We start from the raw sequence: 24,843 nt of genomic DNA, 5'->3' as shown, positions 1-24,843 counted from the left end.
ACCCCAGGATGGTTAGCTCAGCTGGGAGAGCATCGCCCTTACAAGGCGAGGGTCACTGGTTCGAGCCCAGTACCATCCACCAAATTCCTCTTCGTTTACCGCAATACACAGCAATGCTCCTGACCGACGTATCACCAGACTTATCACTTACTTCGGTGCTTACTCAGCCTATTGTGGTGGTTAACTAACACTCCAGCATTGCATGACTGAAGCATCAACAAAGCCAACAGCTCCGGCTATTCCACCAGAGCCTGCCAGCATTCACTTTTTATCGCGATTACAACGGCTTTAATTCGAGCTCAATTTTCTGGTAATACAGCGTGGTTTTGCCTTCAAATCCAGAATCAGTGCCGGTAAATAACCAGATGGAACCATCACTTTGGGTGGTGAACTGCAAGCTGTTGCTGGTGGCTGAGGTTAATGTTTTAGTTTGATATTTGCTGCCATCACAAGGCAAATCTTTCACCGCTATATTGCCCTGCACCTTGGAATTAGCACCGTCCTGCGATTGATTGCCTTTGGCGACATTCAGCGGATATCCAACCTGCTTTGGTTCAATATCGGCAAAGCCAAAGTGCAGATACACCGATTCACCCGGCGCACCGCCAATCCCAAAACAATCGGTACCGGCCGGCGATAAAAAGCTCACTTTAAGCCGTGCCTGATAACGGGTCGAAGGTGATAAACCAGTGACCCGGCGCTTTAAGAACATAAATAAATCGTCACTGCGATTATGTCCGGAAACCTTATAACCAGTGCCGGTGAATCCGGTTGGCAAAGTTTTTACACCGGAGTCCAGTTCAAAAATGTCGGCTTGCGCCGCATTGTAATCAGCAAAGCCGGCTTGCCAGTTTTGTTGGCCTTGCGCAAAGTCGTATTCAAGGATCACGGGTTTATCCGGGTCGATAATATCGACGTTACAGCCTTGCAGTACCATGGCACTGAGCAATGAACAAAGGCCGATAGCGCCCATCCGGCGGATGTTGTGGTGGTTCATGTTAGAAATTCCTGGTTGTTGAAAGTTGTTGCCAGCCTACCCAACCCCAGACCGTCACAATGTAACCTTCTGTATCCAGAGTGTAAAAATCCACATGGCACAAAATTGGCTAACAAGCTGCTGTTTCAACTGCAGTTGCTGCCTGCTATAGTAGGAACACCTACTGTTGCCATGTGCTTGCAAACCAATGGATCAGACGCTCAGCCGCGAAATGACAATCCTGATCATTGACGAACAGGCGCTGGCACAAAACTACCTTCGATATACCCTGGAAAAACTTGGCTACAGCCAGGTGCAATTCACCGATAAAGCGCAAACGGCGCTGGCGATGTGCAAAGAAAGGCAGTTTGATTTAATTATTTGTTCCTTTAATTTGCAGCAAGGCAAAGACGGCTACCAGCTGTATGAAGAGCTGAAAGTGCGCCGTCTGCAAAAACTCAGTACCGGCTTTATTTTTATCAGCGCTGAAACCGATCCGTCGTTGGTTTATAGCGTGCTCGAGCTGCAACCTGATGAATTTCTTGCCAAACCCTATACCATGCGTGATTTGCAAAGCCGGATTGAACGGGTGTTAAAACGTAAACTTGAGTTACGCCCGATTTATCAATGGCTGGAACATGGCCGTCCCGACCGCGCGCTACAGCAACTCGACCATATGCTGGCACAAGGGCAAGCCCCAAAACTGGTACCGGTGCTGCTGCGGTTTAAAGGTGACTTGTTGCTGGAATTGGCTGATTTTGCCAAAGCACGGCAGTTTTTTCAGTCGGTGCTGGCGGTGCAACCCTTCGGCTGGGCACGCATTGGCCTGGTGAAAGCGCTGCGCGGCAATGGTGAAACTGAACTCGCCAATACACAAATGCAACAGTTGGAAATGCGTGGTGAAAGTAAGTTGTTTGTGCTGGAGCAGCTGGCCGAACAAGAGTTTGCCGCAGATGAGTTTGAAGCAGCGCAACAACATCTGGAACAAGCCGCCCAGTTAGCGCCACGAAATTTATATCGCCAGCAGAAGTTATTACAGTTATCGCGGCTGAATCATGATTACGAACGCCAGTATAAAACTGCCCGCGACATGCTGAAATTCGCCCGTTTTTCGATGTATGAACAACCGGATCTGTATCTGAATCTGGCGCGTGCCTGTATCGATTTTGCGGTCAGTGTTGATGAAGATGGTGAAACCAACCGTCTGAGTAAACAAGCGACCGAATGTCTGACCAATTTGCGCAGCCAGTTTCCGGACGTGGATGTAAAGCAACAACAGCTAGTGATCCAGGCCAGGCTGCAATACCTGAAAGATCATAAAGATAAAGCGCAAAAAATGCTGGAAGAGCTGGATAACCAGGATGTGCATATCGACAATATCGAAGATGCGCTGGATAAAGCCAAAGCGCTGCACGAAGTGGGTTTAACCCAGCTGTCAAAATCCTGGTTCGACCGGATCAGTGTGTACTGTCAGCAGCAACAAACCGATCCTTATTTGAAAAGTTACCTGCAGCAAGAACGCAGCGAACGCGCCGAACTTGCCACGGCACCCCGCGAACTGAACAACATTGCAGTTATGCATTTTCAACATGGTAATTGGCAGGCAGCGCAAGCTGCTTTTGCCCACGCCTTTCGGCTGCTGCCTAAAAACGCCGGTATCGCGTTGAACTTACTGCAAAGTGTGTTGATGTCCCCACAAAACAGCGCCCCGAAAGAACGGCAGGCGCTGATCCAATCTTGTTTAAATACCATTGAAAAAGGCAAATTAAACCCGGAGCAAAGCCGCCGTTTCGAACAGCTCAAACAAAAACATCTGGCGCCGTTGTAGTTGCTTTTAGTTGCTTTCAGATCCGGCTGCCGATTAGAAATAACCAAGTTACGCGGCTTTATCTTCCGGCCATTCGGCAAAAACCAGTGGCAGACGCCGGCTTCGGACTAACCAACACAATCCCAACACTAACACCAGCGGCGCCAGCAATAACCAGGGTGCATTCACCGAAACATAAGGTGGTAAGTGACTGACCGTCCAGTATAAATCGACTGTGCATACCGGCAACAATACCCAACGGCTTTGCCGCCAGATCCCAAACCAAAACCGTTTCGCGCGGCCGCGTTTTAATTTTTTGTCGTAAGGCACCCGTTGTGTCAGCGCCGCTAAAATCAGCAACACCGGTATTGCAATCAGGCAAGCACGGACAAAGTCGCTGCTATGCGGGTAAATATAACTCAGCATCGTGCGCTGATCTGAGGGCAAGGTTAAAGTCGCAATCCAGCAGATATAAGGACGCAGCAACACCAACAGCAGCAGATAAAGCCGCAGCGGTACCCGGTGCAGGCCATCTTGATCCAACAGCGGCAAATCCGCATAGACTTTGGGTTTATCGCTCATATCAAGCTCCGGCTGTGCATGTCACAGGCCATGCTCGGCAAACAAATCCAGCATCTGCTGTTCAGTCCACACTGCGACAGCCAACTCCTCCGCTTTGGCGAGTTTTGAGCCGGCATTATCACCAGCAATCACTGCGTGCGTTTTTGCCGACACCGAGCCCGCCACTTTTGCGCCCAGTTGCTGTAGTTTCTCTTTGGCTTCGTCCCGCCCCATCGCGGTTAGCGTACCGGTCAGCACTACCGTTTGTCCGGCCAGCGGCTGCGCGGTTTGCGCCTTGGCTTCGATGTCCGGCCACTGCAGACCAACTTCGACCAAAGCCGCTACCACTTGTTGATGATGTTCATCCTGGAAAAAGTGCAATAAGCGCCCGGCGACCACGGTACCAACGTCTGGCACTGCCAGCAATTGTTCCAGATTGGCTTGTTGGAGCTCAGGCAAACTGCGAAAATGCTGCGCCAAATTTAAGGCTGTCGCTTCGCCGACATCACGAATGCCGAGCGCATAAATAAAACGCTGCAAGGTGGTTTGCTTGGCGCCAGTAATGGCTTGCAGTAATTTCAGCGCCGACTTTTCGCCCATCCGCTCCAGTCCGACCAACGCCGGCATATCCAGTTTAAAAATATCGGCCGGCGTTTTCACCAGTTGCTCATCGACCAACTGCTCGATGAGCTTATCGCCAAGGCCTTCAATATCCAGCGCTTTACGTGCAACAAAATGCTTCAGCGCCTCTTTACGCTGCGCTGCGCAATAAAGCCCACCGGTGCATCGGGTAACGGCCTCGCCTTCTATTCTTTCGACATCGGATTGACAGACCGGGCAGCTTGCCGGAAACACAATGGGCCGGGTTTCGCCGCGTTGCTCCAGCACCACGGCGACAATTTGCGGGATCACGTCACCGGCCCGGCGTACTATCACCGTATCACCAATTTCAATGCCTAAGCGGTTGATTTCATCTTGATTATGTAGCGTGGCGTTCGAAACAGTTACACCACCAACCAACACCGGTTCCAGCCTGGCGACCGGCGTAATAGAGCCGGTGCGACCCACCTGAAAATCGACATCCAGCAAGCGGGTGGTTTTTTCCTGTGCCGGAAATTTAAAAGCAGTGGCCCAGCGCGGCGCGCGTGACACAAAACCAAGCGCCAATTGCTGCGCCAATGCATCAACTTTGAGTACCACCCCATCAATTTCATAAGGCAGCGCGGCACGTTTGGCCAAAATGGCTTTGTGATACAACAGCGCTGCTGCTTCGCCCTGACAGAGCTGAATTTCCGGACACACCGGGACACCCCAGCTTTTAAGCTGTTGTAAGCGCTGATAATGGCTGCTGCTATTGAGTAGTGCGGCTGGATCTTCCACCGCACCGACGGCATAGGCGTAAAAGCTCAGCGGGCGACTGGCCGTCATTTTTGGGTCCAGCTGACGTAAACTGCCGGCAGCGGCATTTCGCGGGTTGGCAAACACTTTGTCACCGCGCGTTCTTGCCTCATCGTTCATTTTTTCAAAACCAGCCAGTGGCATAAACACTTCGCCGCGCACTTCGAGCACTGGCGGAAAATCACCCTGTAATTTCAGTGGAATACAGCGAATGGTCTTGATATTACTGGTGATATCTTCGCCGGTGAAACCATCGCCACGGGTCGCGGCTTGGGTCAGCAACCCTTGTTCATACCGGATACTGACCGCTAAACCATCCAGCTTTGGCTCTGCACAAAAGGAAAATTCGGTTTGTTGATCCAGCCGGTCGGCCATCCGCTGACAAAAAGCACTAAAATCGGCATCTTCAAAGGCGTTATCGAGTGACAACATTGGAATTTGATGCGTCACCTGGCCAAATTTTTCAAGCGGCTTAGCCCCTACCCTTTGGGTTGGCGAGTCGGCGGTAATCAGCTCTGGGTGTTGCTGTTCCAGCTGTTGTAATTGTTGAAACAGCTGGTCGTAATCAGCATCAGGAATACTGGGTGAGTCCTGTACATAGTACTGATTATTATGAAAATTTAGCTGCTGGCGCAGCGTGTCGATTTGGGTTTGAACGTCAGACATCGGCACAAAACTCGAAGCTACTGGAAAACTGTTTTATAAGATGAGGATTCGGCGGCCTTGTTGCAAGGGTTGAACGAGAATTCAGTCGCTGATGCACAGAGAGTGAGCAATGGTTGTGCTGAAAAAAGAAACTCGCCAGCAGCTGATGCAGCGGCTGGCGAGTGCTTTCAGAACGATAGTGAAGTTAGGTTTTTACAGCGAAGTTTAGAACTTGGCGCTGACATAAACCCCTAACCGGCGGTCAGTTTTAAACTGGTTGCGCAAGGTTGTGGCACCCGCCTGGTTGTAAATCAGCTTGGTTTTGATGATCTCATCCAGCAGATTGGTTGCTTCCAAGCCAATTTTAATACTTGGCGTCAGATGGTAACCGACCGACATATCTAATTGACCTGTTGGTTCAGCCACAACAGGTGCAAATAAATCGGCATCACGACGGGTTAACAGATAATCAGAGCGCCAGTTCCAGGCCAGTCGCGCTGAAATATCGTTTTTCTCGTACATCGCCGTCAGGTTCAACGTATCTTCCGAGAAGCCTGGTAATGGCAGATTGTTAAAGGCGCGGAAACGGTTACGACCACCCGCACCACCGGAGCCGGCACCAAAGCCAACTTTATCATCGACATTGCTCTGATCAATAAAGGTGTAGTTGGTCTGAATACCCAGGCCAGACCATAAACCAGGCAGCTGGTCAAAGAACTGGGTATAAGCAATTTCAAAACCCTGCAAAGTCCCAGATCCTTCGTTGGTATCGGTTTGGAAATTGACCGGCATCGTGACTTTCGCCAGATCATTGGTCACATTTTCAGTGTACAAACGCTGCCGGATCAGGTTTTTCAGCTCTTTGCGGAACAGGCTGGCCGTCAGTGAGTTACTGCGACTGATGTACCATTCATAGGTTAAATCAATACTCAGCGCTTCTTCTGGCGCGATATTTTTCGGGTTACCGCTGACGCCATCAAAACCAATGTTGGCGAATGGCAATGCTTCACCATTTGGCCCTCTTGGTGAAGTGTGCGATTCAGAAATAGTCCGGAAATAACGGAAATTCTCAAAGTTTGGCAGGAAAATATTCTGCGAAATGGCGAACCGGGTAATGTGGTCGTCCGCCAGCTCCATGCTGATGTTAAAACTTGGCAGCACTTTGGTGTACTTGTCGCCTTCAACATGAATAATTTCGGTATTCAGCGCATTTTGATAAGCCAGTTGCGCGGCGGTGTACATGGCCTGGGTACCGGCATCCCACGATGGTATTGGATTCGGGAATTGTGTAGCACCACTGGATTCAACCTGCCAGCTGACGTAACGCAGACCAAGGTTACCGCGGATTGGATAGGTTAAGTCGTTGTTTTCATAATTCAACTGCGTGTACAACTCACGACGCTCTTCTTTACTGCTGGAGATTTCCGACGGTAAATAAGCGCCATCCAGTTCACATTTACCAGCCAGCGTCACACAACTACGGTCGCGCAACTGCGTAAAGGTGGCAAAACCAGCTTTTTTGTTGTTGGTATGATAATCCTGCCAGTTGCGGATATCAGCGATTCTGGCAAACAAAATACTTTGATTGCGGCCTAACACCCCGCCACCGTGGAAATTATTGGCGTTAAAGGTGTATGCCTCATACAGCTCAGGATGCCCCGGCACAGCAGCGGTACCGGTATGCGCGGTACGCTGACCACCGTCGGCATAAGCTTGCCAGGTACCGTTGGCCATTTCACCCCAGTTCCAGATCGAATCACGTTTGATTTGTTCTTTGGTTGACGCATAAGCACCAAACTGGAACGACGTCAGCCACTTGTGATCCAATTGATAGGTGCCATCAAAGGCAAAAGAATCGGCTTCGGCGTCGGTATCGTCTTCTTTGTCCATCGCGGAATTAAGATACATTTCGCTAAATGGCGCCGGTGCCAATGGTGATGTCAAATTCTTGCCAAGGAAATCAACCTTTGGCTTGCTGCCATTGATGTCAAAGGTCAAATCATTGTTTTCAAAACTGTTATTGATGGTGTAATCCACCACATCGTAGGCGGACTCAATATGCTGATAATCAAATTCAAGTTTTAATTTCTCAATCGGACTGTAAGTCAGGCGCAAACTACTATCTTCAACCACTTGATCAGTCTGGCGCCAACGGGTCTGAGCCAGTGAGCGGTTGTTCATCAGCAGCGTGCCTGCTGTCATAAAATTGTTACTGTCAAACGTTGCGTTCGATACCTGCACCTGATTCGGGCTGACATTAAAGCCTTGTTCGCCTTGTTGGATCACGCGCTCATCCCAGGACAAGCCTGCTTTGGAGCGGATGTATTCAGCAACAACTTCCAGGGTTTTATCGGTATTTCGAAATTGCAGCGAACTTGCCAGACCACGACGCTCCCGCTCTGAATCAGCACTGCGGATGGAGGCATCGGCCGGCACATATTTGGTTTGGCCTTTGTAGTTCGGTAACTCAGTACCAAAGTTACCAAATTGCGGCATTTCGCGGGCAGTGGCGCTACGTTCGTAATAGTTGCCTAAAGCAACACCGTCCCCACGGTCTTTATAATCCGAGGACGAAGCGGCGATTAACGCGCCAAATTCCCCAACAGTGCTTTCCCAGCGGTTACTGACTACCACAGAGCCAATCGGCGTCCATTCTTCGCGGTGATCGCCATAACTACCTTTAAGTGAAGCGGTACCAAAAAAACCTTCGCTGTCGAATGGTTTACGCGTCACCAGATTCACAGTTCCTGCGACACCACCGGCAATTAAATCGGCGGTTTGGTTTTTGACAACCTCAACCTGGCCCAGTAATTCGCCTGGGATATCTTCATAACTTAAACCACCGCCGGTGCTGGCGCTGAATGCGTCACGGCCGTTAATTTCGCTGCGTACCCGGTCCAGACCGCGCACCACCACACCGGTACCTTCGGCGGCAAAGTGGTTTGGATCTTCAGACGACGCAAAACGCTCAATGGTCACACCCGGGACCCGCATCAACGCTTCGGTGACGCTTTTATCAGGTAAAGCGCCGATATCGTCGGCACTAATCACATCTTTGACAGTATTAGCCTGACGTTTTAGTTCCTGCGACGTGATCACGCTGCCACGCATACCAATAACTTCAATCTTTTCAATCTCTTTGTCGTCAGCAACTTTGACAGCGCTGTCATCTTGTGCTATGGCAAAAAACGGCACCATGCCGATAACCGCGCACCGGACGGCAAAACTGAGAGGTTTACAACGAAATTGTGTTCCGGACATAGTGATACTCGCTCTTGTTATAGTTCGATTTTACCGCGGGATCTTGGCCCGCTGATTGTTCATCCTGCAGTGGTCGGCGAAACTTTGGTTAACTCCCCAATAACCTCATCCTCGCTTGTTACTTTCTAACATAGAATTTCTGAAAAAAACAACTTTATTTTTGTGATTGCGCAGATTTCTTGCAAAAGATGGCGAAACTTTTGTCAGTTTGGTTGATTTTAGAGGGGGCACAAGGAACGAATGTTACTATCTAACATAAATATTGATGAATTTTAACCAAAAGTTTTACGCGTAAAAATACAAAAACCCGGACTAGCCGGGTTTTATGAAAGTGCTTACTTTAAAGGATTGGCAGCGATTTTGGCTTGAATTCTGCGCGCAATCAATGCCGCGCAGTTGCATGCTGAATGTTACTGGCGTAACAATTGTTGGCGCTGAAACTCACGAATACGTTCGACATAGTGCCGTACCGTTTGTACGGTCAGCATACTGCGCTGGCCATCCAATACCTGACCACCAAATTCTTCGGCCAGCTTTTTCGCGGCATTGTGCATCAGATTAAAATTCTGCAATGCTTCACCAGGTCCCGGCAACGTCATAAACAAACTTAGACCGCGGGTTTGCAGCTTGTCCATTTCTTCCAGATCAAAGGTGCCAGGGTTAAACATATTGGCCAGGCTGAATAACACTTCACCCGAGCCTGCGCTGTCCTGATGACGGTGGAAAATATTCATCTCACCGTATTTAAAGCCCAACGTCAGTAAGCTGGGTAACAGCATGGCGCCGTTAATGTCAGTGCCTTCCGGCATCAGCACATATAAAATCAGCACTTCATTCGCCAACGGCTCTGCTGCTGCGGCAGATGGTGCTGGTTCGGCTTCGTAATCATCGTCGGCACTAAACGACATCGAAGGCTCTTCACGATCGTTATTGGCAGAAAATTGGGGGTCTACATCATCACGACGAATTTTTTTCGCCGGTTCCCGTAACTTACTGGCGCGCGGCGCTTTGACCACTTCAGGTTTCGGCTGCGGTTTTTCACCCGGCCCTAGTTTGCGGATTTTGCCAACGCCAAACTCGTCAAAACCTTCACCCGTAGCGGCGCCGGAACTTTCATCCTGGAAAAAGCGACTTTTTGTCTCATGGGAATTCTTGCGGGCAGACCAGAGCCCGTGGATCACCAGTGCCACCATACTCAGCACACCAGCGATAATTAACGCGTAACGAAATTCTTCAGCCATCATTTTTTACCTTTTTGTTCTGTCAGGCTTGAGCCATTTTCACGGCATCTTCCACATCTACTGCCACTACACGCGATACGCCGGGTTCCTGCATCGTCACCCCCATCAACTGTGTAGCCATTTCCATCGCAATTTTATTGTGACTGATATAAATAAATTGCACCGTTTCTGACATTTCCCGGACTAAATTGCAAAAGCGCCCAACGTTAGCGTCGTCCAGGGGGGCGTCGACCTCATCCAGCATACAAAAAGGTGCTGGATTTAATCGGAAAATTGAGAACACCAATGATAAAGCTGTTAACGCTTTTTCTCCACCGGATAATAAATGAATAGTACTGTTTTTTTTACCAGGTGGTCGGGCCATTATACTCACACCTGTTTCCAATAAATCTTCATCTGTTAACTCAAGGTAAGCACTGCCACCACCAAACACTTTTGGAAACAAAGTTTGTAAGCCAGAGTTGACTTGGTCAAAGGTTTCTTTAAATTTTTGCCGTGTTTCGCGATCAATTTTACGGATGGCGGTTTCCAGGGTATCCAAAGCCGCAATCAAATCATCATGTTGCAAATCGAGGTATTTTTTCCGCTCGTCTTGCTGTGCATATTCTTCAATCGCGGCCAGGTTGATTGGGCCTAACCGGTTCAGCGCATCGCTGGCTTTATCCAACTGTTGTTGCCACACTGATTCCGTGGCATCACTCGGCAAGGTAGCCTGCAATTCGCTGAAATTCACTTTCTGCTCGGACAACAGCTCCAGCATATTATTGGCCCGTACCCGGTAACCTTCAGCTTCCAGCCTTGCACTTTCAATTTGTTTTTGTTTGCTTTGTAATTGCTGCTGTAAGCCATGCTGACCTTGCTCTAAATCACGCACTTGTTGCTCTAAACTGCTTTGCAGATTTTGTTGTTGCAGCTTTTGCTCGGCAATGTCATCCCGTTGCAGCAGCAGAATTTGTAGCTGCTCTTGCCCTGCCCCATCCGGTTCATCCAGCAATTCCAGCTGCGCTGTTAATAATTGCAACCGCTCCGCCAACTGCTGATGTTGCTGCTTGGTGCGCTGTAAATGTAAGCGCGCCGCTTCAATCTGCCGCTCGATACTAACCTGACTCAGCGCAAATTGTTGTTGCTGCTGACTCAGCTGTTGCTGCTGTTGCCGATACTGCTGCAGTTGCTGCTGTAATTGCAGCTGCAGTTGTTGCTGCGCGCTGTGTTTATCCTGCTGTTGCAACAACTGCTCGTCGACTTCCGCCAGTTGCAGCTGCCACAACTCTATATTCTGCTCTGCCTGCGTCAGCTGTTGCTGCACTTGCGCCAACTCTTCGGCAATCTGAGTTAACCGCGCCGTCACTTGCTGCTGTTGCTGCGCCAATAATTGCGCGTTGGTTTGCGCCTGATGGGTTTGCTGCTGTAGTTGTTGCAACGAGGATTGTAGCTGCTGCAACTGTAATTGTTGCTGCTGACGGCTGCTGGTCAGCGCTTCGATATTTTGCTGCAGTGCTGATTTTTCGTGTTCTAAATCAGCGAGTTCCAACCCAAGCTGTTGTTCCCGTTCGGTTAAAGCCTGTGGATTGTCCTGCTCGTGGGAGCCTGCGACCAATCGCCAATTCAGACCATACCAATTGCCGTTTTTGCAGATCACCGACGTGCCAGAGCCCGCGGCTGTCAGTCGAAGTTCAGCCAGCAGTTGCAGCGCACTGGCATCATCTTCGGCGCAGTAGATACTGGCGAAATACGCCGGCATCACACCACTGCTGATTTTCGCGGCCAGGCTTGTTGATGGGATGGCTTTTGGGAAATCTTTTAAAAACAAATAATTGCCTAAAGCTTCCGGCTGATGATCTTGTAATACCGCACTGAAATTCAGTTTTGCTAACGCCACTGCCACAGCCACCGACCAACCGGCCGCGATAGTTAAATCCGGCAATAACAGCTTTTGGGCGAGTAATTGCTGCACTTGTTGTTGCAGGCTTTGTTGTTGCTTTTGCAGATGTTGGCGCGACAGTTCGACGGTCGACAACTCCAGCTGCTGCGTTTGCAGCTGTTGTTGCGTGTTTTCAAAGTCGGAGGTTACTTGCGTGAAAGCCGCTTGTTGCAAACTAAGTTCTTGCTGTAGTTGTTGCTGCAACTGCGAAGCTGCTTGTAATTTTTGCTGATAATCGGTCGCAGCCAATTCCTGCTGTTGCAGCGTCAACTGCTGCTCGCGCAACATCAGCTGCTGACTTTGCTGTTGTTGATTCTGGCTCTGCAGCTGTAATTGGCGTTGTTGTTGCTGTAAATCAAACAGCTGCTGTTGCAGGCGCTGCTGCACAGCTTGCTGGTCAACCAGGCGCTGCTCAGACTGAAATATTAATTCACTTAGTTCTTCAGCCTGTTGCGCGCAAATTTCGGCATCGGGTTGCTGCTTCAAAAGTTGTTGCTGCAATTCTTCCAGCTGCGCTTGTTCTTGCACCATCTGATCCAGGCCGTGTTGCAGGCTCAGGGTTAAATTGCGTTCATCATCCAGCAAGCCTTGTTTGCGCTGGCGTTGATGCAATAACTGCTGCTCCAGCGCGCTGATGTCGGCGCCCAGCTGATAGAATTTTTGCTGACTGACGGCCACCGCTTCGCGCGCGGCTTCCAGCTGCTGTTTAAATTCGGTCAGCACCCGAAAATCACCGCTGCCTTGTGCCTGAAAACGTTCGAAATCGACTTCCAATGCCGCCAGCATCTGCTCGGCTTGTTGCAGATGTTCCTGATAAAACAGCCACTTTAAACACGTCAGTTCGGCTTTGTAACGACGCTCACTGGCTTTGAGTTCTTTGTAACGCTCCGCCACGGCCGCCTGACGTTTTAGTTTATCGAGGTTTTTACCCAGTTCTTCCCGCACATCGGCCAACCGGTCGAGATTGTCGCGGGTATGTTTAATCCGGGTTTCGGTTTCACGGCGGCGTTCTTTATATTTGGAAATACCGGCCGCTTCTTCCAGGAACACCCGAAGTTCCTGCGGCCTGGATTCAATTAGTCTGGAAATCATGCCTTGTTCGATAATGGCATAACTGCGCGGACCTAAGCCGGTACCTAAAAAGATGTCGGTGATATCACGACGGCGACACTTGGTGCCATTGAGGAAATAATGCGATTGCGCATCTCGGGTGACCAGCCGTTTTAACGAAATTTCACTGCGATCGGCCAGACTGCCCTGCAATTTGCCCTGAGTGTTTTCAAATACCAGTTCAACGGAAGCTTGCGACACTGGTTTGCGCTGGGTGGAGCCATTAAAAATGACATCGGTCATCGCATCGCCACGCAGGTTTTTAGCCGAGCTTTCGCCCAGCACCCAACGCACTGCATCAATCACATTAGATTTGCCACAACCATTAGGACCAACCACACAGGTCATTGCCGCTGGAAATGGCACCTGGGTCGGGTCGACAAATGATTTAAAACCGGCGAGTTTGATCTGTTTTAGACGCATGCGTTGGTTGAATTCACCCTTGGTTCCCTTACAGAATGTAACAAAATGACCTTGGGGTGTCACGGTAAAACTATTGCCGATCAGGGCTTTGGCTTCTAAGCTAGGCCGAACGAGCGTACAAAAGCGCTAGTTCTGTATTCTGTTTCAGTCGTCGGAGGCCATATGAAATATTTTTTCCAGGGGTTGTCGTTATTAAGTGCCAAAGGCTTGCGCCGTTATGTATTGGTGCCGTTGTCGATTAATTTAGTGTTGTTTGCGGTGGCATTTTTTTACTTACTGCAGCAAGTCGGCGGCTGGGTTGAGTTTTTAATCGGTTTTGTGCCGGAGTGGTTGTCGTTTTTATCCTATATCTTGTGGCCGATGTTGGTGCTGAGCAGTGTGCTGACGCTGGCATTTACCTTTACCATGGTGGCGAATTTTATCGCCGCGCCTTTTAATGCTTTGCTCAGTGAAAAAGTCGAACTGCATTTAAGTGGCGAGGCTCTACCGGAGCAAGGTTTTAGCGGTTTTGTCAAAGATGTGCCCCGCATGCTCGGCCGCGAATGGACCAAATTTGTCTATTGTTTCCCGCGGGCACTGGTGTTTTTACTGGCGTTTTTCTTTATTCCGCTGATTGGCCAACTGATGTGGTTTTTGTTTACCAGTTGGATGATGGCCATACAATATTGCGATTATGCTTACGACAATCACAAAGTGCCGTTTGATAAAATGCGCCAGCAATTACGCTCAGACGTCAGCGGCAGTTATGGCTTTGGCATGACGGTCGCTATTGCTAGTATGGTGCCGTTTCTGAATTTACTGGTGATGCCAATTGCGGTTTGTGGCGGCACTGCGATGTGGGTTGATAAGTATCGTGGTAGCCACTATCCAAAGTAAGTTGTTGTTTAGCCTTACCTTTAAATGCGTATTTTAGAATGAGCAACGGCAGTATGCGAAGTATTGCAGACGCCACACGCCCCCCATTGTTCAGGAGCTGTTTTGACCACAAAAATCCTGCTATTAGAAGACGAAGCCGCCATCGCTGATCCGCTTATTTACAGCTTGCAAGCGGAAGGTTTTCAGGTGCATTGGGTGCAATTAGTGCAACAGGCGTTGGCCGCTTTTGCAGAGCATGATTTATTAATCCTGGATGTCGGGCTGCCGGACGGCAATGGCTTTGAACTTTGTAAGCAAATTCGTCACAGCAGTGAGGTGCCGGTGATTTTTTTAACCGCCCGCAGCAGTGAGATTGACCGGGTGGTCGGGCTGGAAATTGGCGCTGACGATTATGTGGTCAAACCTTTTAGCCCACGCGAGCTGGTGGCTAGGGTGAAAACGATCCTCAAACGCAGTCAGCGACAGCAGTCATTTAGGGCGGAAGCCGCCACCAATGCGGAGCAACAGCAGGAACACCGTGGCGACTTCAGGCTGTTGCCAGCGCAAGTGCAAATCCAGTTGCTCCAACAATCTTTACCACTCACCGCACTGGAATATCGGTTACTCAGTTATTTGTTGCAGCATCCGGCTCAGGTGTTGAGCCGCGAACAACTGCTCCAAAGCTGCGGTGTGGCAAGCGACGCTGGTTATGATCGCAATATTGATAGCCATATCAAAAGCCTACGCGCCAAAATGCGCAAAATATCGGCCAAAAGCTACATTCTGACGCAACGGGGTTTTGGCTACAGCTTTGACCCGCTTGGCACTCAAATTGCCACTCAAATTGGCACACAAGATGACTGAACAACGACCTCCATTATGGCGTTGGTTTCAGCTGCCTTTTGCACTGCGGGTGTTTGCTCTGTATTTTGTATTTGTCGGTATGTCGGGCTATTTTATGCTCGATTTGGTGGTCAAAGAAATTAAGCCCGGCGTGCGGCAAAGTAGCGAAGAAGTGTTGTTTGATACGGCGCAGTTATTAGCGCAGCTGGTGGCGCCGCACCTGGCAGAACATAACCCCCAAAGTGCCGGGCAAACAGCCCAGCAACCGTTACCACCGCAACTACAACAAGTGCTGGCTAGTTATGGCAAACACCGCACGCAAGCGCTGATTTGGGGTGTCGAAAAAGCCTCTATTCCCCATCGGATCTACATCACAGATGCCGCCGGTATCATCATTTACGACTCGGCCAATCAGGATCTCGGAAAAGACTATTCGCGCTGGAATGACGTGTATTTGACACTGAAAGGCCAATATGGCGCCCGCTCCAGCAGAACCGATCCCAATGATGAGAACAGCACCGTGATGCATGTGGCTGCTGCGGTCAGACACCAGGATCAGATTATCGGTGTGCTGACGATCGCCAAACCCAATCACAGCATGCAGCCATTTATAGACCGGACTCAGGCTTATCTAACCCAGCGTGGTTTGCTGCTGATGTTGCTGGGATTAGCAGTTGGCGCTTTGCTGGCTTGGCGCTTACAGCAAGGTCTGAACCGATTGGAAACATACGCCAATCAGCTAAGTGCCGGTGAGCGTGTTGGCCCGCCGAAATTCCGGATGTTTTTTGAATTCGCGAATTTGGCGCAGGCACTGGACAAAATGCGGCAGACGCTGGCCGGCCGCGCTTACGCCGAGCGTTATGTGCAAACCCTGACCCACGAGCTGAAAAGTCCGCTAACCGCGATTCAGGCCGCCAGTGAATTATTGCAACAACCTTTGCCAGATGTGGACAGGCAGCGCTTTGCCCGCAATATTCAGCAGCAAACTGAACGGCTACATCAACTGATTGAACAGTTGTTGCAACTATCGGAGCTGGAGCAACGTCAGCATTTACTTGAAACAAAGCCTCTGGATCTGGCTGCGCTTTGTCAGCAGGCCGTGCAGCAACGCCAGGGCCGGATTGATCAGCAACAATGGCAACTACAGCTTGATTTAACCGCGACCACCATCGAAGGCGACGCCTTGTTATTGCAACAGAGCATCGGCCATCTACTGGACAATGCACTGGATTTTGCAGATAAAGGTGCCACGGTGACATTAGATGTGCAGCTCATTGAACAACAGGCCGTGTTGACACTGTTCAACCAGGGCCCGGCGATCCCCAACTATGCCCTGCCGCGACTGACCGAACGATTTTATTCACTGCCCCGCCCCGGCAAACAGCAAAAAAGTACCGGCCTTGGTCTGAATTTTGTCGCCGAAGTCGTCAAGTTGCATCAGGGCGAATTGCAGCTTGAAAACGTAAAGCGGGGTCAGCTCTCCGGCGTTTTAGTCACGGTGCGGTTGCCGCTGCAGCTACAATAACCAAAACTCCACACAGTCTCCACCTCCTCTCCATTTGCTCTCCATGTGCTTGCGTCAGACTTGCTGCAACATCACAAGGAGTACACTATGTTCAACCTGCTCAAACTCAAACCCATCACTATCGCTTTATTATTACTATTGTTATCAATCCCACTGGCCATGATTAATGAATTGGTTGGCGAGCGTCACCGGATGAGCCTGCAAGTGCATCAGGATATTGCCAACAGTTCTAGTCGGGCGCAGCAAGTCATCGGTCCTTTTCTGGTGCTGGACACCGAACAATATCAACAGGATCTCAACAATGGTCAGCCGATCCTCAAAACGGTCAACCGCCAATATCTGATCCTGCCAAAAACGCTGAAGGCCGACAGTCAACTGCAAAGCGAAATACGCAGCCGTGGCATTTATCAAACCCGGCTTTATCACACCCAAAACAGGATGTCGCTGCAGTTTGTACTGGAAAAGAATTTGGGCTTTGAAGTCGCACCTGAAGTGGCTCCAATGGCAGCTCCGGGCGCGGTGAAACTAAAATCGGCGCATTTGGTATTGGCACTGAGTGATGTGCGGGGGTTGATCGGGATGCCGCAATTTAAACTCAATCAACAAGAGCTGCAGATTTTACCGGGCACCGGCGTCACAGCACTATCCGGAGTTCATGCCAAAGTCGATATCGCTAGTCTGCTGTCAGTGCCACCACAACAGCTGCAACTTGAAGTCACGCTTGGCCTAACCGGCACTGATCAGCTTAGTTTGTTGCCAACGGCTGACCACAGCAGTTGGGATTTAACTGCCGATTGGCCACATCCTGGTTTCTTCGGTCGTTTTTTGCCGCAACAACGCAACATCACTGCCGAAGGTTTTAGCGCCAACTGGCAAAGCACTTTGTTTGCCAACAACGTGCAACCACAATTGCAAAAATGTGTGCAAAACGACGACTGTGACGCTTTGGCCGAGCATAGTTTTCAGGTCAGTCTGGTGGAGCCTGTTGATCACTATCTACAAGCAAACCGTGCGGTGAAATATGCGCTGATGGTGCTGGTGATTTCGTTTGCGGTGTTTTATCTGTTTGAGCTTCTGAGCAAGCTGCAAATTCACCCGATGCAATACCTGTTTATTGGTCTGGCATTAGCGATGTTTTACCTGCTGTTGTTGTCGTTATCAGAAGTGGTCGGGTTCGCCATGGCTTATGGCATAGCAACATTTTGCTGCGTTAGTTTAATTGGTGGCTATACCGCATCAGTGCTGAAAAGTATCTCAAAAGCTTTGGCCTGTAGTGTTGGCTTAAGCTGTTTATATGCGTTGTTACTGATGATTTTACGGGCGGAAGATTTAGCACTGCTGGCCGGTAGCTTACTGATGTTTCTGGTTCTTGCTGCAATAATGCTCAGCACCAGACACCTGAACTGGTATCAATTACAACAAGACACTAAAACTGAATAATTAACATACGGGGTCAGAGTCAATTGTTAACAGATTTCTGTTAACAATTGACTCTGACCCCCAGTATTCACATTATTTGCGATGGGCTGTTTTTAGTAACATTTCGCGACGATGTTGTCGTTTTTCGGCGGGAGTTACTGCAGTTGGCACAGCCTCGACAACCGCTGTTTGTTTCACCACCACGGGCCGTGACACAATCAGGTTGTTTGGATAGACCACCAGTTCGCCTTCGCTGGTACGCAGCACGGTACTGAATAAATTCACTTCCACTATCACGCCTTCGACATGGTTACTGCCATCTATCACCCGCACCGACACGCCCTGCGCAAAACTGCGTTGACCCAGCAGGATAAAAAACGCCGTGATGTTGCTCAGCAGACTCCAGGCGGCAAACAACGCTACCCCGACCACTGCAATCATCGACGATGCGAGGACCAGCAAGCCTTTGATATCAACGCCCCAGATGATACTGAGCACCACCACCAGTAACAGGAACAGTAGAATATGAAACACCACCATAGCGCGGCGGTTCATTTCTTCTTTGAGCATGGTCGCGGCGATAGTTCGGTAAATAAATGGCGCAATGCGGCGGCTGAGCAACGCATAAAAGGCCATCACAATCAGGCTGATCACCAGCTGCGCAATGGTCGGACTGAAATGTTCGGCCACTGCTTTGAGCTGAGTGACCCAGTTCAGATCATTGAGTTCTTTTAACATCGGTATAGTCCAGAATTAGCCCAGAATGAGGCCAGAATTAGTCCAGGTCGTTTAATGGCCAGCTGACAATATGATCTTCAAAATCATGCAGATGCACAGCGGCTTCAGAAATGGTTTTATTACGTACCGACATTTGCTTTTTGTGCATCAGACTTTTTTTACCACCGTTTAACAGCGGATGCCAGGATGGTAAACCGCGCCCTTCCTGCAACCGGCGATAACTGCAGCTGGTCGGCATAAAGAAAATATCTTTTAAGTTTTCTTTGGTCAGTTTGACACAGTCCGGTACCAGCACGGTGCGGTTGTCGTAACAGGTACATTCGCATTTATTGCTGTTCAGGTACTGACAGGCAATATTGGTAAAATACACTGTTTCTTCCGGCAGAATGTAGTCGGTCGGTCCTTCCAGATTTTCATCTTCTTCGTCAATAAATTTATTCAGACAGCACTTGGCGCAGCCGTCACAGACCGATTCCCATTCTTCGGTAGTCATTTCTTGCAGGCTTTTGGTTTCCCAAAAATTTACGGATTCGGTCATGCTGGGTCCTGTCACTTAATTTGTGATCACTTATTTGCTGTCCTTAAGTTACTGACAGCAGGTTCAATTTGTTTAAACAGTCTGATGCACAGTGGTCAAAACATCCAACCACGGGCTTAACGTTAATTGTAACTGGTCTTGATGCTGCAACGGGCCAACACCAGCTGGCGTTCCCGTCAGCACAATATCGCCAGGCTGCAGCGTGAACCACTGGCTCATTTCCACCAGCATTTGCGAAATACTGCGGATCATTAATCGGGCATCACCTTGCTGGCGTACCTCATTATTCACCTGTAAACTGAACTGCAGCTGTTGCGGCTCTGCCACCAAAGCCGCCGGAACAAAACCGGCCGTTGGGCAAGCCCCATCAAAACCTTTGGCGATTTCCCAGGGGCGGCCGAGTTTTTTCAGCTCCGCCTGTACATCACGCAGCGTTAAATCCAGCGCCAGTGAATAACCCCAAATGGCTGCTTGCACTTCTGCTTGCGTTGCTTTGGATAATGGCTGCTGAATCAACACCGCAATTTCGGTTTCATTATGCACAGCGCCATGTTCGCCTGGGATCACAAAGGCTGGCGCCAGCGGCCGCAGTGCAGTCGCTGGCTTGATAAAAAACAACGCTTGCGGCGCTGTTTTGCTATTCATTTCCTGAATATGGTCTTGATAATTCTGACCAATACACACCACTTTACCGACGGGCAGCGCAATCGCCTGTCCCTGCCAATCGCGGTGTTGATATTCAGCTATCGCCACCGTTTTATCGCTTGCTGATGCGTGATCAGATGCTTGATTCATCGACATTTCTCATTAACCGTTATCAATTAAATCAGCCAGATAACCGACGCTGCTGACAAAATAATACGAGCGGTTCCAGTGCATCAGCGTTTGATAGTTGTGATAGGCCAGATAAGCCCGGCCGTCTTTATTGTCCGGCATCACCAGCGCAGCGTTGACCGCACGCTTGGGTAAGGTTTTACCGTCAGCTGTACGTACACCAAGTTTCTGCCAGGCCGCCAATGAACGTTCAGATTTTTGCCACCATTGCAGCCACTGCGCCCGATCTTTACTGCCCGTTGGGATCACCAGGCTGTAGTCAAAATTCTTGGGTAGTTGCACCTGCCGACCCCAGGTCAGTCCCGGCTGCCAGCCTTCAATTTTCAGATAGTTGGCAATCGAGGCAAAAGCATCGGATCTGTTGGTCCAGATATCTTTATGACCATCGCCATCGCCGTCCTGCGCGTATTTCATAAAGGAACTTGGCATAAACTGGGTATGCCCCATAGCGCCAGCCCAGGAACCTTTCATCTGGGCAAGTTCAATATGACCTTCAGAGAGAATATCCAGCGCCAGGAAAAACTCAGTTTTGAAAAAATCTTCACGCCGGCCATCGTAGGCCATGGTCGCTAATGCCGAAGGAACCGAGAAATTACCGGTGATCCGGCCAAATGCACTTTCCAGCCCCCACAACGACACGATAAACCGCGCCGGTACACCGTATTTTTTTTCGACTCTGGCAAGTTCAGCCCGATGCTGCTGATACATCTGCCGCGCCATGTCGATGCGTTGTTTACTCACCCGTTTTGGTAAATAAGTATCCAGGGTTTCGACAAATTCCGGTTGGCCTTTGTCGGCAACCACAGCACGTGGATGAAAACTTAAACTGGCAAAGACTTGATCAAGCAATGGTTTTGGATAACCACGTTGCGCTGCTTCTTGTTGTAGCTTTGCGGCGTACAATTTAAAACCCGCTTCGTCTTTGACTTGGTCCGTGCTCATCGCCGTAACGGTTTTAGCGGACGCTGCAGCTTTGCCCGGAATCGGCTTTGTGTGAGTGGCAGCAGAACCGGCAGCTGATACAGCAGTTTTTGCAGGAGAAACCGGACTATCAGCGGCATTGCTGCTACAGGCCGCCAAGGTCAATGCCATTGAACTTACTAAAAGAATACGAAACAAAACCAAATCCTTATTGTTGCGCTATATTGTTGCGCTATGAAATTTAGTGATCGCCCAGCCATTCTTTATGCTCAGCCAACCAGTCTTCTGGCTGCGGTGGCATCTGCAGATAAAAACCTTGTGCCGTCAGCGCTTGCTGCACTTTTTCGATATCAGCACCGGCTAATTTATCGCGTTTGGCTAAATCCAGTAGACTTACAAGCTTTGGTTTACCAAAAGTTTCTAATAAAGCCTTAGGCACAGCGCTGAAATCATCACGTTTGAGAACATACAGATAAGTCTGATCTTTGCGGGGGCTTTTATAAATCACAGTTAACATGGGACAAAATCTACTCTGGGTAACTTGCCTAACACAGGCGTTGACTATACCATGAAGCGCTTATCTTGCGAACCGTCGCTTCGGACGTGTAACAGCTGAATTTAGCCTGTTGCCACCGGCAGGCCCTGATAAGAACCCTAACCTTTTCATTCATTTTGCACGCACGGTTGCTATGTCGGATCACTCATTTGAGTTAAAAGGAAGTTTATTTCCTTTATCAGTTTTATATTGTCAGGATTTTAGTGTGGCGGCGCTGCAAGCGCAGTTACAGCAAAAGTTGGCGCAGGCACCTGGATTTTTCCATCAGGCACCGGTAGTGATCAACGTTGAAAATGCAAAATATGCCCCTGATTTTCATGCTATTAAGCAACTCTTCACTGAGCTGCAGCTGGTGTTGGTCGGCGTCTGTGGCGCCAACAGCGACCTGAAAAAAGCCGCGCAACAAGCCGGTTTAGCTGCATTGCAACTGAGCAAAAACAACGGTAAAACCGTTGATGCCCCAGCCAAAGCTGTAGCAGCTCCGGCACCGGTTGCGCCACCGCCACCAGCACCCGTGGTGCAGGCCGCAGTCGAAAACAAATTCATTGAACAAAATATCCGCTCTGGCCAACAAATTTACGTCAAAGGTGCTGATTTAATTATCAAAGGCACAGTCGGCGCCGGTGCGGAAGTCATCGCTGATGGCAACATCCATATCTACGGTTCTTTGCGCGGAAAGGCGATTGCCGGCGCGGGCGGAGACAGCAGTAAAAAGATCTATTGTTACAATATGCAAGCCGAGTTAATCTCGATTGCAGGTAACTATTGGTTAAGCGAGAGCCTGCAAGGCGAGTTTTGGGGCAAATCAGCCTGTATTAGCTTGCAGGACGGTCAATTAGTATTAGCAGAATTATTCTAAGGATTGTGTGCTATGGCAAAAATCATAGTTGTGACTTCAGGCAAAGGTGGTGTGGGTAAAACCACCTCCAGTGCTGCCATCGGCACTGGCCTGGCATTAAAAGGCCACAAAACTGTTATCGTCGATTTTGATATCGGCCTGCGGAATCTTGACCTGATCATGGGTTGTGAGCGCCGTGTCGTCTATGACTTTGTCAATGTGATCAACAATGAAGCAAATTTAAAACAAGCACTGATCCGCGACAAACGCCTGGACAACTTATATATCCTGCCAGCGTCGCAAACCCGCGACAAAGACGCTTTATACAAAGAAGGCGTCGAACGGGTCTTAAACGAGCTGTCGGATGAATTTGATTTTATTATCTGTGATTCACCAGCCGGTATCGAATCTGGCGCGATGATGGCGCTGTATTTCGCTGACGAAGCTATTGTTGTCACCAACCCGGAAGTATCGTCAGTGCGTGACTCTGACCGTATTTTAGGGATGTTGTCGAGCAAATCACGCCGTGCTGAGCAAGGTTTACCGGGCATCAAAGAACATTTGTTGTTAACCCGCTACAATCCAGAACGTGTGATCAAAGGCGAAATGCTCAGCGTCGAAGACGTCAACGATATTCTGGCAATCAAATTACTGGGCGTGATCCCGGAATCACAAGCGGTGCTGAATGCATCGAACTCGGGTCAGCCAGTTATTCTGGATACCGAAAGTGATGCCGGTCAGGCTTACCTGGATACTGTTGCCCGCTTAATCGGCGAAGATGTACCTTTCCGCTTCCTCAATGTGGAGAAAAAAGGTTTATTCAAACGGATTTTCGGAGGCTAACTTATGTCGTTACTCGATTATTTCCGTTCGACCAAAAAGAATACCGCGTCAACGGCGAAAGAGCGGTTGCAGATCATCGTCGCCCACGAACGGCGTCGTCGTTCCAGCCCGGATTATTTACCGCAGCTGGAGCGCGATATTCTGGAAGTGATCCGCAAGTATGTGGATATCGCTGATGATCAAGTGTCCGTTTCACTGGAAAAAAGCTCGGATGAGCTGTCCGTATTGGAACTGAACGTGACGTTCCCTGAGGAAAAACGCTGATCTGCTACCCGCTCATCTGACATGCTCAGAAACAGCGTTCGCAGCTTAGTTTAGAAAACCCACCATTTTGGTGGGTTTTGTGTTTTTAGTGCGGTCAAATCAAGCCTGCTACATGCGCTGGTTTTGGCAGGTATGGTAATAAAATATCCCGTCGCCAGCCGCGCAGATATTCTGGTGTTGGCAGTTGCGAGCGCTCACTATCCGATACCCGCCAGCACCAGTTCAGATATTCATTGAGCTGACGTTTGACACTTAAAAAACCAGGCGGAATACCGCTGGCAGTGGCCGCTTGCTCGACGGCGTCGGTCAATTCCTGCTGCACCTGTTTAAACCCGGCAAATTCAGCTTGATGGTAGAAGGTTTGTGGACAGTCTTCATTGCTCAAGGCTTTCGCTTGTGCAATCAATTCCAGCAACACTGAGCCATGCCGGCGCAGCTCGCGTGGATGCAAATCCTGAATTTGTGCCAGACCTTCCAGCGTCACTGGCCGGCGTTTGGCCAGTTCGTACATCACTGCATCTTTCAGTACCAAACCAAGTGCAGTGTCTTTTTGTGCCGCGTATCCAGCGCGCCAGCTGGTTAAAGCCCGCAATACCGCCAGTTCTCTGGGTGGGCACTGCCAGCTGTTTTTCATTTCCAGATATTTAAAACTAACCGGTAATTGATGCTGGCGACGGTTGATCATTTGCCCGCCTTCGGCCAGCAATAGCGGCAGAAATTTCGGATCCGGCAATTTTGCCAGTAACAAATCTTTTAGCTGAAATAGATACAACACATCAAAAGCGGCATATTCAAGTTGGGTTTGTGCCAGTGGCCGAGCCAGCCAGTCGGTGCGACTTTCGGTTTTATCCACTTGTTTACCCAGCAGTTGTTCAACCATCTTGGCGTATCCAAGACTGGAACCCATACCGGCAAGTTCAGCGGCCAGCTGCGTATCCAACAGTGGGTAGATTTGCACCAGCCCGACAGACGCAAAAGCTTCTAAATCTTCGTTGCAGGAGTGCAGTAATTTCAACACCGATGGCGCCGCCAATAATTCTGCCAGAGGTTGCCAGTCAGTGATGGTCAGCGGATCGACCAAGACCAAATCTGCACCAGCGTATAACTGGATCAAACCAAGCTTTGGCAGCAGCGTATTAACGCGGACAAACTCAGTATCCACCGCCAGATAAGCTGCTGTAAGCGACGACTGACAAAACTCGGCCAGCTGCGCATTGTCGGTGATCATACGGTAGGACATTGGATACTCCATCATTGACGGCTTGCTTGTACGGGAACAGATCAATCTGCTTCGAGCACGACGCCAGCAGCGTCTGTTTATTCAAT

20 protein-coding genes and 1 tRNA gene are annotated in these 24,843 nt (G+C 49.6%); 9 read left to right on the top strand and 12 right to left on the bottom strand.

Annotation, left to right across the window (positions count from 1 at the left end):
- The first annotated feature begins 6 nt into the window (after positions 1–6).
- A tRNA-Val gene (locus tag EOE67_RS06340) sits at positions 7–82 on the top strand.
- Between the two features lie 195 nt (positions 83–277).
- Here the strand turns inward: EOE67_RS06340 and EOE67_RS06335 are convergent.
- On the bottom strand, positions 278–997 hold the full coding sequence (locus EOE67_RS06335) for a hypothetical protein (RefSeq protein WP_240652733.1): 720 nt from the start codon (positions 995–997) through the stop codon (positions 278–280).
- Positions 998–1,208: 211 nt separating this feature from the next.
- Here EOE67_RS06335 and EOE67_RS06330 point away from each other — a divergent pair, with 211 nt between their 5' ends.
- Entirely contained in the window at positions 1,209–2,804 is a 1,596-nt protein-coding gene (locus EOE67_RS06330; RefSeq protein ID WP_240652732.1) for a response regulator, read from the top strand.
- Between the two features lie 48 nt (positions 2,805–2,852).
- Here EOE67_RS06330 and EOE67_RS06325 read toward each other — a convergent pair whose 3' ends face one another.
- The 5 genes from EOE67_RS06325 to smc form a co-directional block, all read right to left on the bottom strand.
- Positions 2,853–3,365: a DUF2919 family protein gene (locus tag EOE67_RS06325; protein ID WP_127698188.1), complete on the bottom strand. Its 513-nt coding sequence runs from the start codon at positions 3,363–3,365 to the stop codon at positions 2,853–2,855.
- A 21-nt stretch (positions 3,366–3,386) separates the two neighbouring features.
- Positions 3,387–5,408, bottom strand: coding sequence for an NAD-dependent DNA ligase LigA (gene ligA / locus EOE67_RS06320; protein ID WP_127698187.1), 2,022 nt, complete (start codon positions 5,406–5,408; stop codon positions 3,387–3,389).
- Positions 5,409–5,612: 204 nt separating this feature from the next.
- Complete coding sequence (locus EOE67_RS06315) at positions 5,613–8,585, bottom strand: TonB-dependent receptor (protein ID WP_164852237.1); 2,973 nt, start codon at positions 8,583–8,585, stop codon at positions 5,613–5,615.
- Positions 8,586–9,058: 473 nt separating this feature from the next.
- Positions 9,059–9,889, bottom strand: a complete 831-nt coding sequence (zipA, locus tag EOE67_RS06310) for a cell division protein ZipA (RefSeq protein WP_127698185.1) — start codon at positions 9,887–9,889, stop codon at positions 9,059–9,061.
- Positions 9,890–9,911: 22 nt separating this feature from the next.
- Complete coding sequence (gene smc, locus EOE67_RS06305; protein WP_127698184.1) at positions 9,912–13,343, bottom strand: chromosome segregation protein SMC; 3,432 nt, start codon at positions 13,341–13,343, stop codon at positions 9,912–9,914.
- Positions 13,344–13,505: 162 nt separating this feature from the next.
- On the opposite strand from smc, the gene cysZ reads away from it, so the two are divergent.
- The 4 genes from cysZ to creD all read left to right on the top strand — a co-directional run bounded on the left by cysZ (position 13,506) and on the right by creD (position 18,006).
- Complete coding sequence (gene cysZ / locus EOE67_RS06300) at positions 13,506–14,219, top strand: sulfate transporter CysZ (protein WP_127698183.1); 714 nt, start codon at positions 13,506–13,508, stop codon at positions 14,217–14,219.
- A 102-nt stretch (positions 14,220–14,321) separates the two neighbouring features.
- On the top strand, positions 14,322–15,062 hold the full coding sequence (gene creB, locus EOE67_RS06295) for a two-component system response regulator CreB (RefSeq protein ID WP_127698182.1): 741 nt from the start codon (positions 14,322–14,324) through the stop codon (positions 15,060–15,062).
- Positions 15,055–16,566, top strand: coding sequence for a two-component system sensor histidine kinase CreC (gene creC, locus EOE67_RS06290; protein WP_240652731.1), 1,512 nt, complete (start codon positions 15,055–15,057; stop codon positions 16,564–16,566). Before creB ends, creC begins: the two co-directional genes overlap by 8 nt.
- A gap of 87 nt (positions 16,567–16,653) precedes the next feature.
- Entirely contained in the window at positions 16,654–18,006 is a 1,353-nt protein-coding gene (creD, locus tag EOE67_RS06285) for a cell envelope integrity protein CreD (RefSeq protein ID WP_127698181.1), read from the top strand.
- 72 nt (positions 18,007–18,078) lie between these two features.
- Here the strand turns inward: creD and EOE67_RS06280 are convergent, their stop codons facing one another.
- The 5 genes from EOE67_RS06280 to EOE67_RS06260 form a co-directional block, all read right to left on the bottom strand.
- A complete protein-coding gene (locus tag EOE67_RS06280) occupies positions 18,079–18,723 on the bottom strand; it encodes a mechanosensitive ion channel domain-containing protein (protein ID WP_127698180.1) in 645 nt (214 codons plus the stop codon).
- A gap of 37 nt (positions 18,724–18,760) precedes the next feature.
- A complete protein-coding gene (locus EOE67_RS06275; protein WP_068064102.1) occupies positions 18,761–19,261 on the bottom strand; it encodes a YcgN family cysteine cluster protein in 501 nt (166 codons plus the stop codon).
- Between the two features lie 72 nt (positions 19,262–19,333).
- Complete coding sequence (locus EOE67_RS06270; protein ID WP_127698179.1) at positions 19,334–20,056, bottom strand: fumarylacetoacetate hydrolase family protein; 723 nt, start codon at positions 20,054–20,056, stop codon at positions 19,334–19,336.
- 12 nt (positions 20,057–20,068) lie between these two features.
- Entirely contained in the window at positions 20,069–21,214 is a 1,146-nt protein-coding gene (locus EOE67_RS06265) for a lytic murein transglycosylase (protein WP_240652730.1), read from the bottom strand.
- A 43-nt stretch (positions 21,215–21,257) separates the two neighbouring features.
- On the bottom strand, positions 21,258–21,533 hold the full coding sequence (locus EOE67_RS06260; protein ID WP_127698178.1) for a YcgL domain-containing protein: 276 nt from the start codon (positions 21,531–21,533) through the stop codon (positions 21,258–21,260).
- 244 nt (positions 21,534–21,777) lie between these two features.
- On the opposite strand from EOE67_RS06260, the gene minC reads away from it, so the two are divergent.
- The 3 genes from minC to minE are packed head-to-tail and all read left to right on the top strand — an operon-like array spanning position 21,778 to position 23,517.
- Positions 21,778–22,431, top strand: a complete 654-nt coding sequence (minC, locus tag EOE67_RS06255) for a septum site-determining protein MinC (protein ID WP_420849761.1) — start codon at positions 21,778–21,780, stop codon at positions 22,429–22,431.
- Between the two features lie 12 nt (positions 22,432–22,443).
- The gene (gene minD / locus EOE67_RS06250) at positions 22,444–23,253 is read left to right on the top strand and encodes a septum site-determining protein MinD (RefSeq protein WP_127698176.1); all 810 of its coding nucleotides are present in this window, start codon (positions 22,444–22,446) and stop codon (positions 23,251–23,253) included.
- 3 nt (positions 23,254–23,256) lie between these two features.
- Positions 23,257–23,517 (top strand): cell division topological specificity factor MinE, encoded by a 261-nt coding sequence (gene minE / locus EOE67_RS06245; protein WP_127698175.1) that lies wholly within the window; start codon positions 23,257–23,259, stop codon positions 23,515–23,517.
- A 94-nt stretch (positions 23,518–23,611) separates the two neighbouring features.
- Here the strand turns inward: minE and rnd are convergent, their stop codons facing one another.
- Positions 23,612–24,757 carry a ribonuclease D gene (rnd, locus tag EOE67_RS06240; protein ID WP_127698174.1) on the bottom strand — a complete coding sequence of 382 codons (1,146 nt, stop codon included), beginning with the start codon at positions 24,755–24,757 and terminating at the stop codon, positions 23,612–23,614.
- Between the last annotated feature and the right edge of the window lie 86 nt (positions 24,758–24,843).

Source organism: Rheinheimera riviphila (assembly GCF_004005945.1).
In the GTDB taxonomy this organism is placed as follows: domain Bacteria; phylum Pseudomonadota; class Gammaproteobacteria; order Enterobacterales; family Alteromonadaceae; genus Pararheinheimera; species Pararheinheimera riviphila.
Note: the sequence above shows the minus strand (reverse complement) of the source record. Positions and strands in the feature narration are given on the sequence as shown.

What these genes read in the sequence shown, in the direction of transcription:
- EOE67_RS06335 (WP_240652733.1), bottom strand. Translation starts at nt 997, where the DNA reads ATGAACCACCACAACATCCGCCGGATGGGCGCTATCGGCCTTTGTTCA.
- EOE67_RS06330 (WP_240652732.1), top strand. Translation starts at nt 1,209, where the DNA reads ATGACAATCCTGATCATTGACGAACAGGCGCTGGCACAAAACTACCTT.
- EOE67_RS06325 (WP_127698188.1), bottom strand. Translation starts at nt 3,365, where the DNA reads ATGAGCGATAAACCCAAAGTCTATGCGGATTTGCCGCTGTTGGATCAA.
- ligA (WP_127698187.1), bottom strand. Translation starts at nt 5,408, where the DNA reads ATGTCTGACGTTCAAACCCAAATCGACACGCTGCGCCAGCAGCTAAAT.
- EOE67_RS06315 (WP_164852237.1), bottom strand. Translation starts at nt 8,585, where the DNA reads ATGGTGCCGTTTTTTGCCATAGCACAAGATGACAGCGCTGTCAAAGTT.
- zipA (WP_127698185.1), bottom strand. Translation starts at nt 9,889, where the DNA reads ATGGCTGAAGAATTTCGTTACGCGTTAATTATCGCTGGTGTGCTGAGT.
- smc (WP_127698184.1), bottom strand. Translation starts at nt 13,343, where the DNA reads ATGCGTCTAAAACAGATCAAACTCGCCGGTTTTAAATCATTTGTCGAC.
- cysZ (WP_127698183.1), top strand. Translation starts at nt 13,506, where the DNA reads ATGAAATATTTTTTCCAGGGGTTGTCGTTATTAAGTGCCAAAGGCTTG.
- creC (WP_240652731.1), top strand. Translation starts at nt 15,055, where the DNA reads ATGACTGAACAACGACCTCCATTATGGCGTTGGTTTCAGCTGCCTTTT.
- creD (WP_127698181.1), top strand. Translation starts at nt 16,654, where the DNA reads ATGTTCAACCTGCTCAAACTCAAACCCATCACTATCGCTTTATTATTA.
- EOE67_RS06280 (WP_127698180.1), bottom strand. Translation starts at nt 18,723, where the DNA reads ATGTTAAAAGAACTCAATGATCTGAACTGGGTCACTCAGCTCAAAGCA.
- EOE67_RS06275 (WP_068064102.1), bottom strand. Translation starts at nt 19,261, where the DNA reads ATGACCGAATCCGTAAATTTTTGGGAAACCAAAAGCCTGCAAGAAATG.
- EOE67_RS06270 (WP_127698179.1), bottom strand. Translation starts at nt 20,056, where the DNA reads ATGAATCAAGCATCTGATCACGCATCAGCAAGCGATAAAACGGTGGCG.
- EOE67_RS06260 (WP_127698178.1), bottom strand. Translation starts at nt 21,533, where the DNA reads ATGTTAACTGTGATTTATAAAAGCCCCCGCAAAGATCAGACTTATCTG.
- minD (WP_127698176.1), top strand. Translation starts at nt 22,444, where the DNA reads ATGGCAAAAATCATAGTTGTGACTTCAGGCAAAGGTGGTGTGGGTAAA.
- minE (WP_127698175.1), top strand. Translation starts at nt 23,257, where the DNA reads ATGTCGTTACTCGATTATTTCCGTTCGACCAAAAAGAATACCGCGTCA.
- rnd (WP_127698174.1), bottom strand. Translation starts at nt 24,757, where the DNA reads ATGTCCTACCGTATGATCACCGACAATGCGCAGCTGGCCGAGTTTTGT.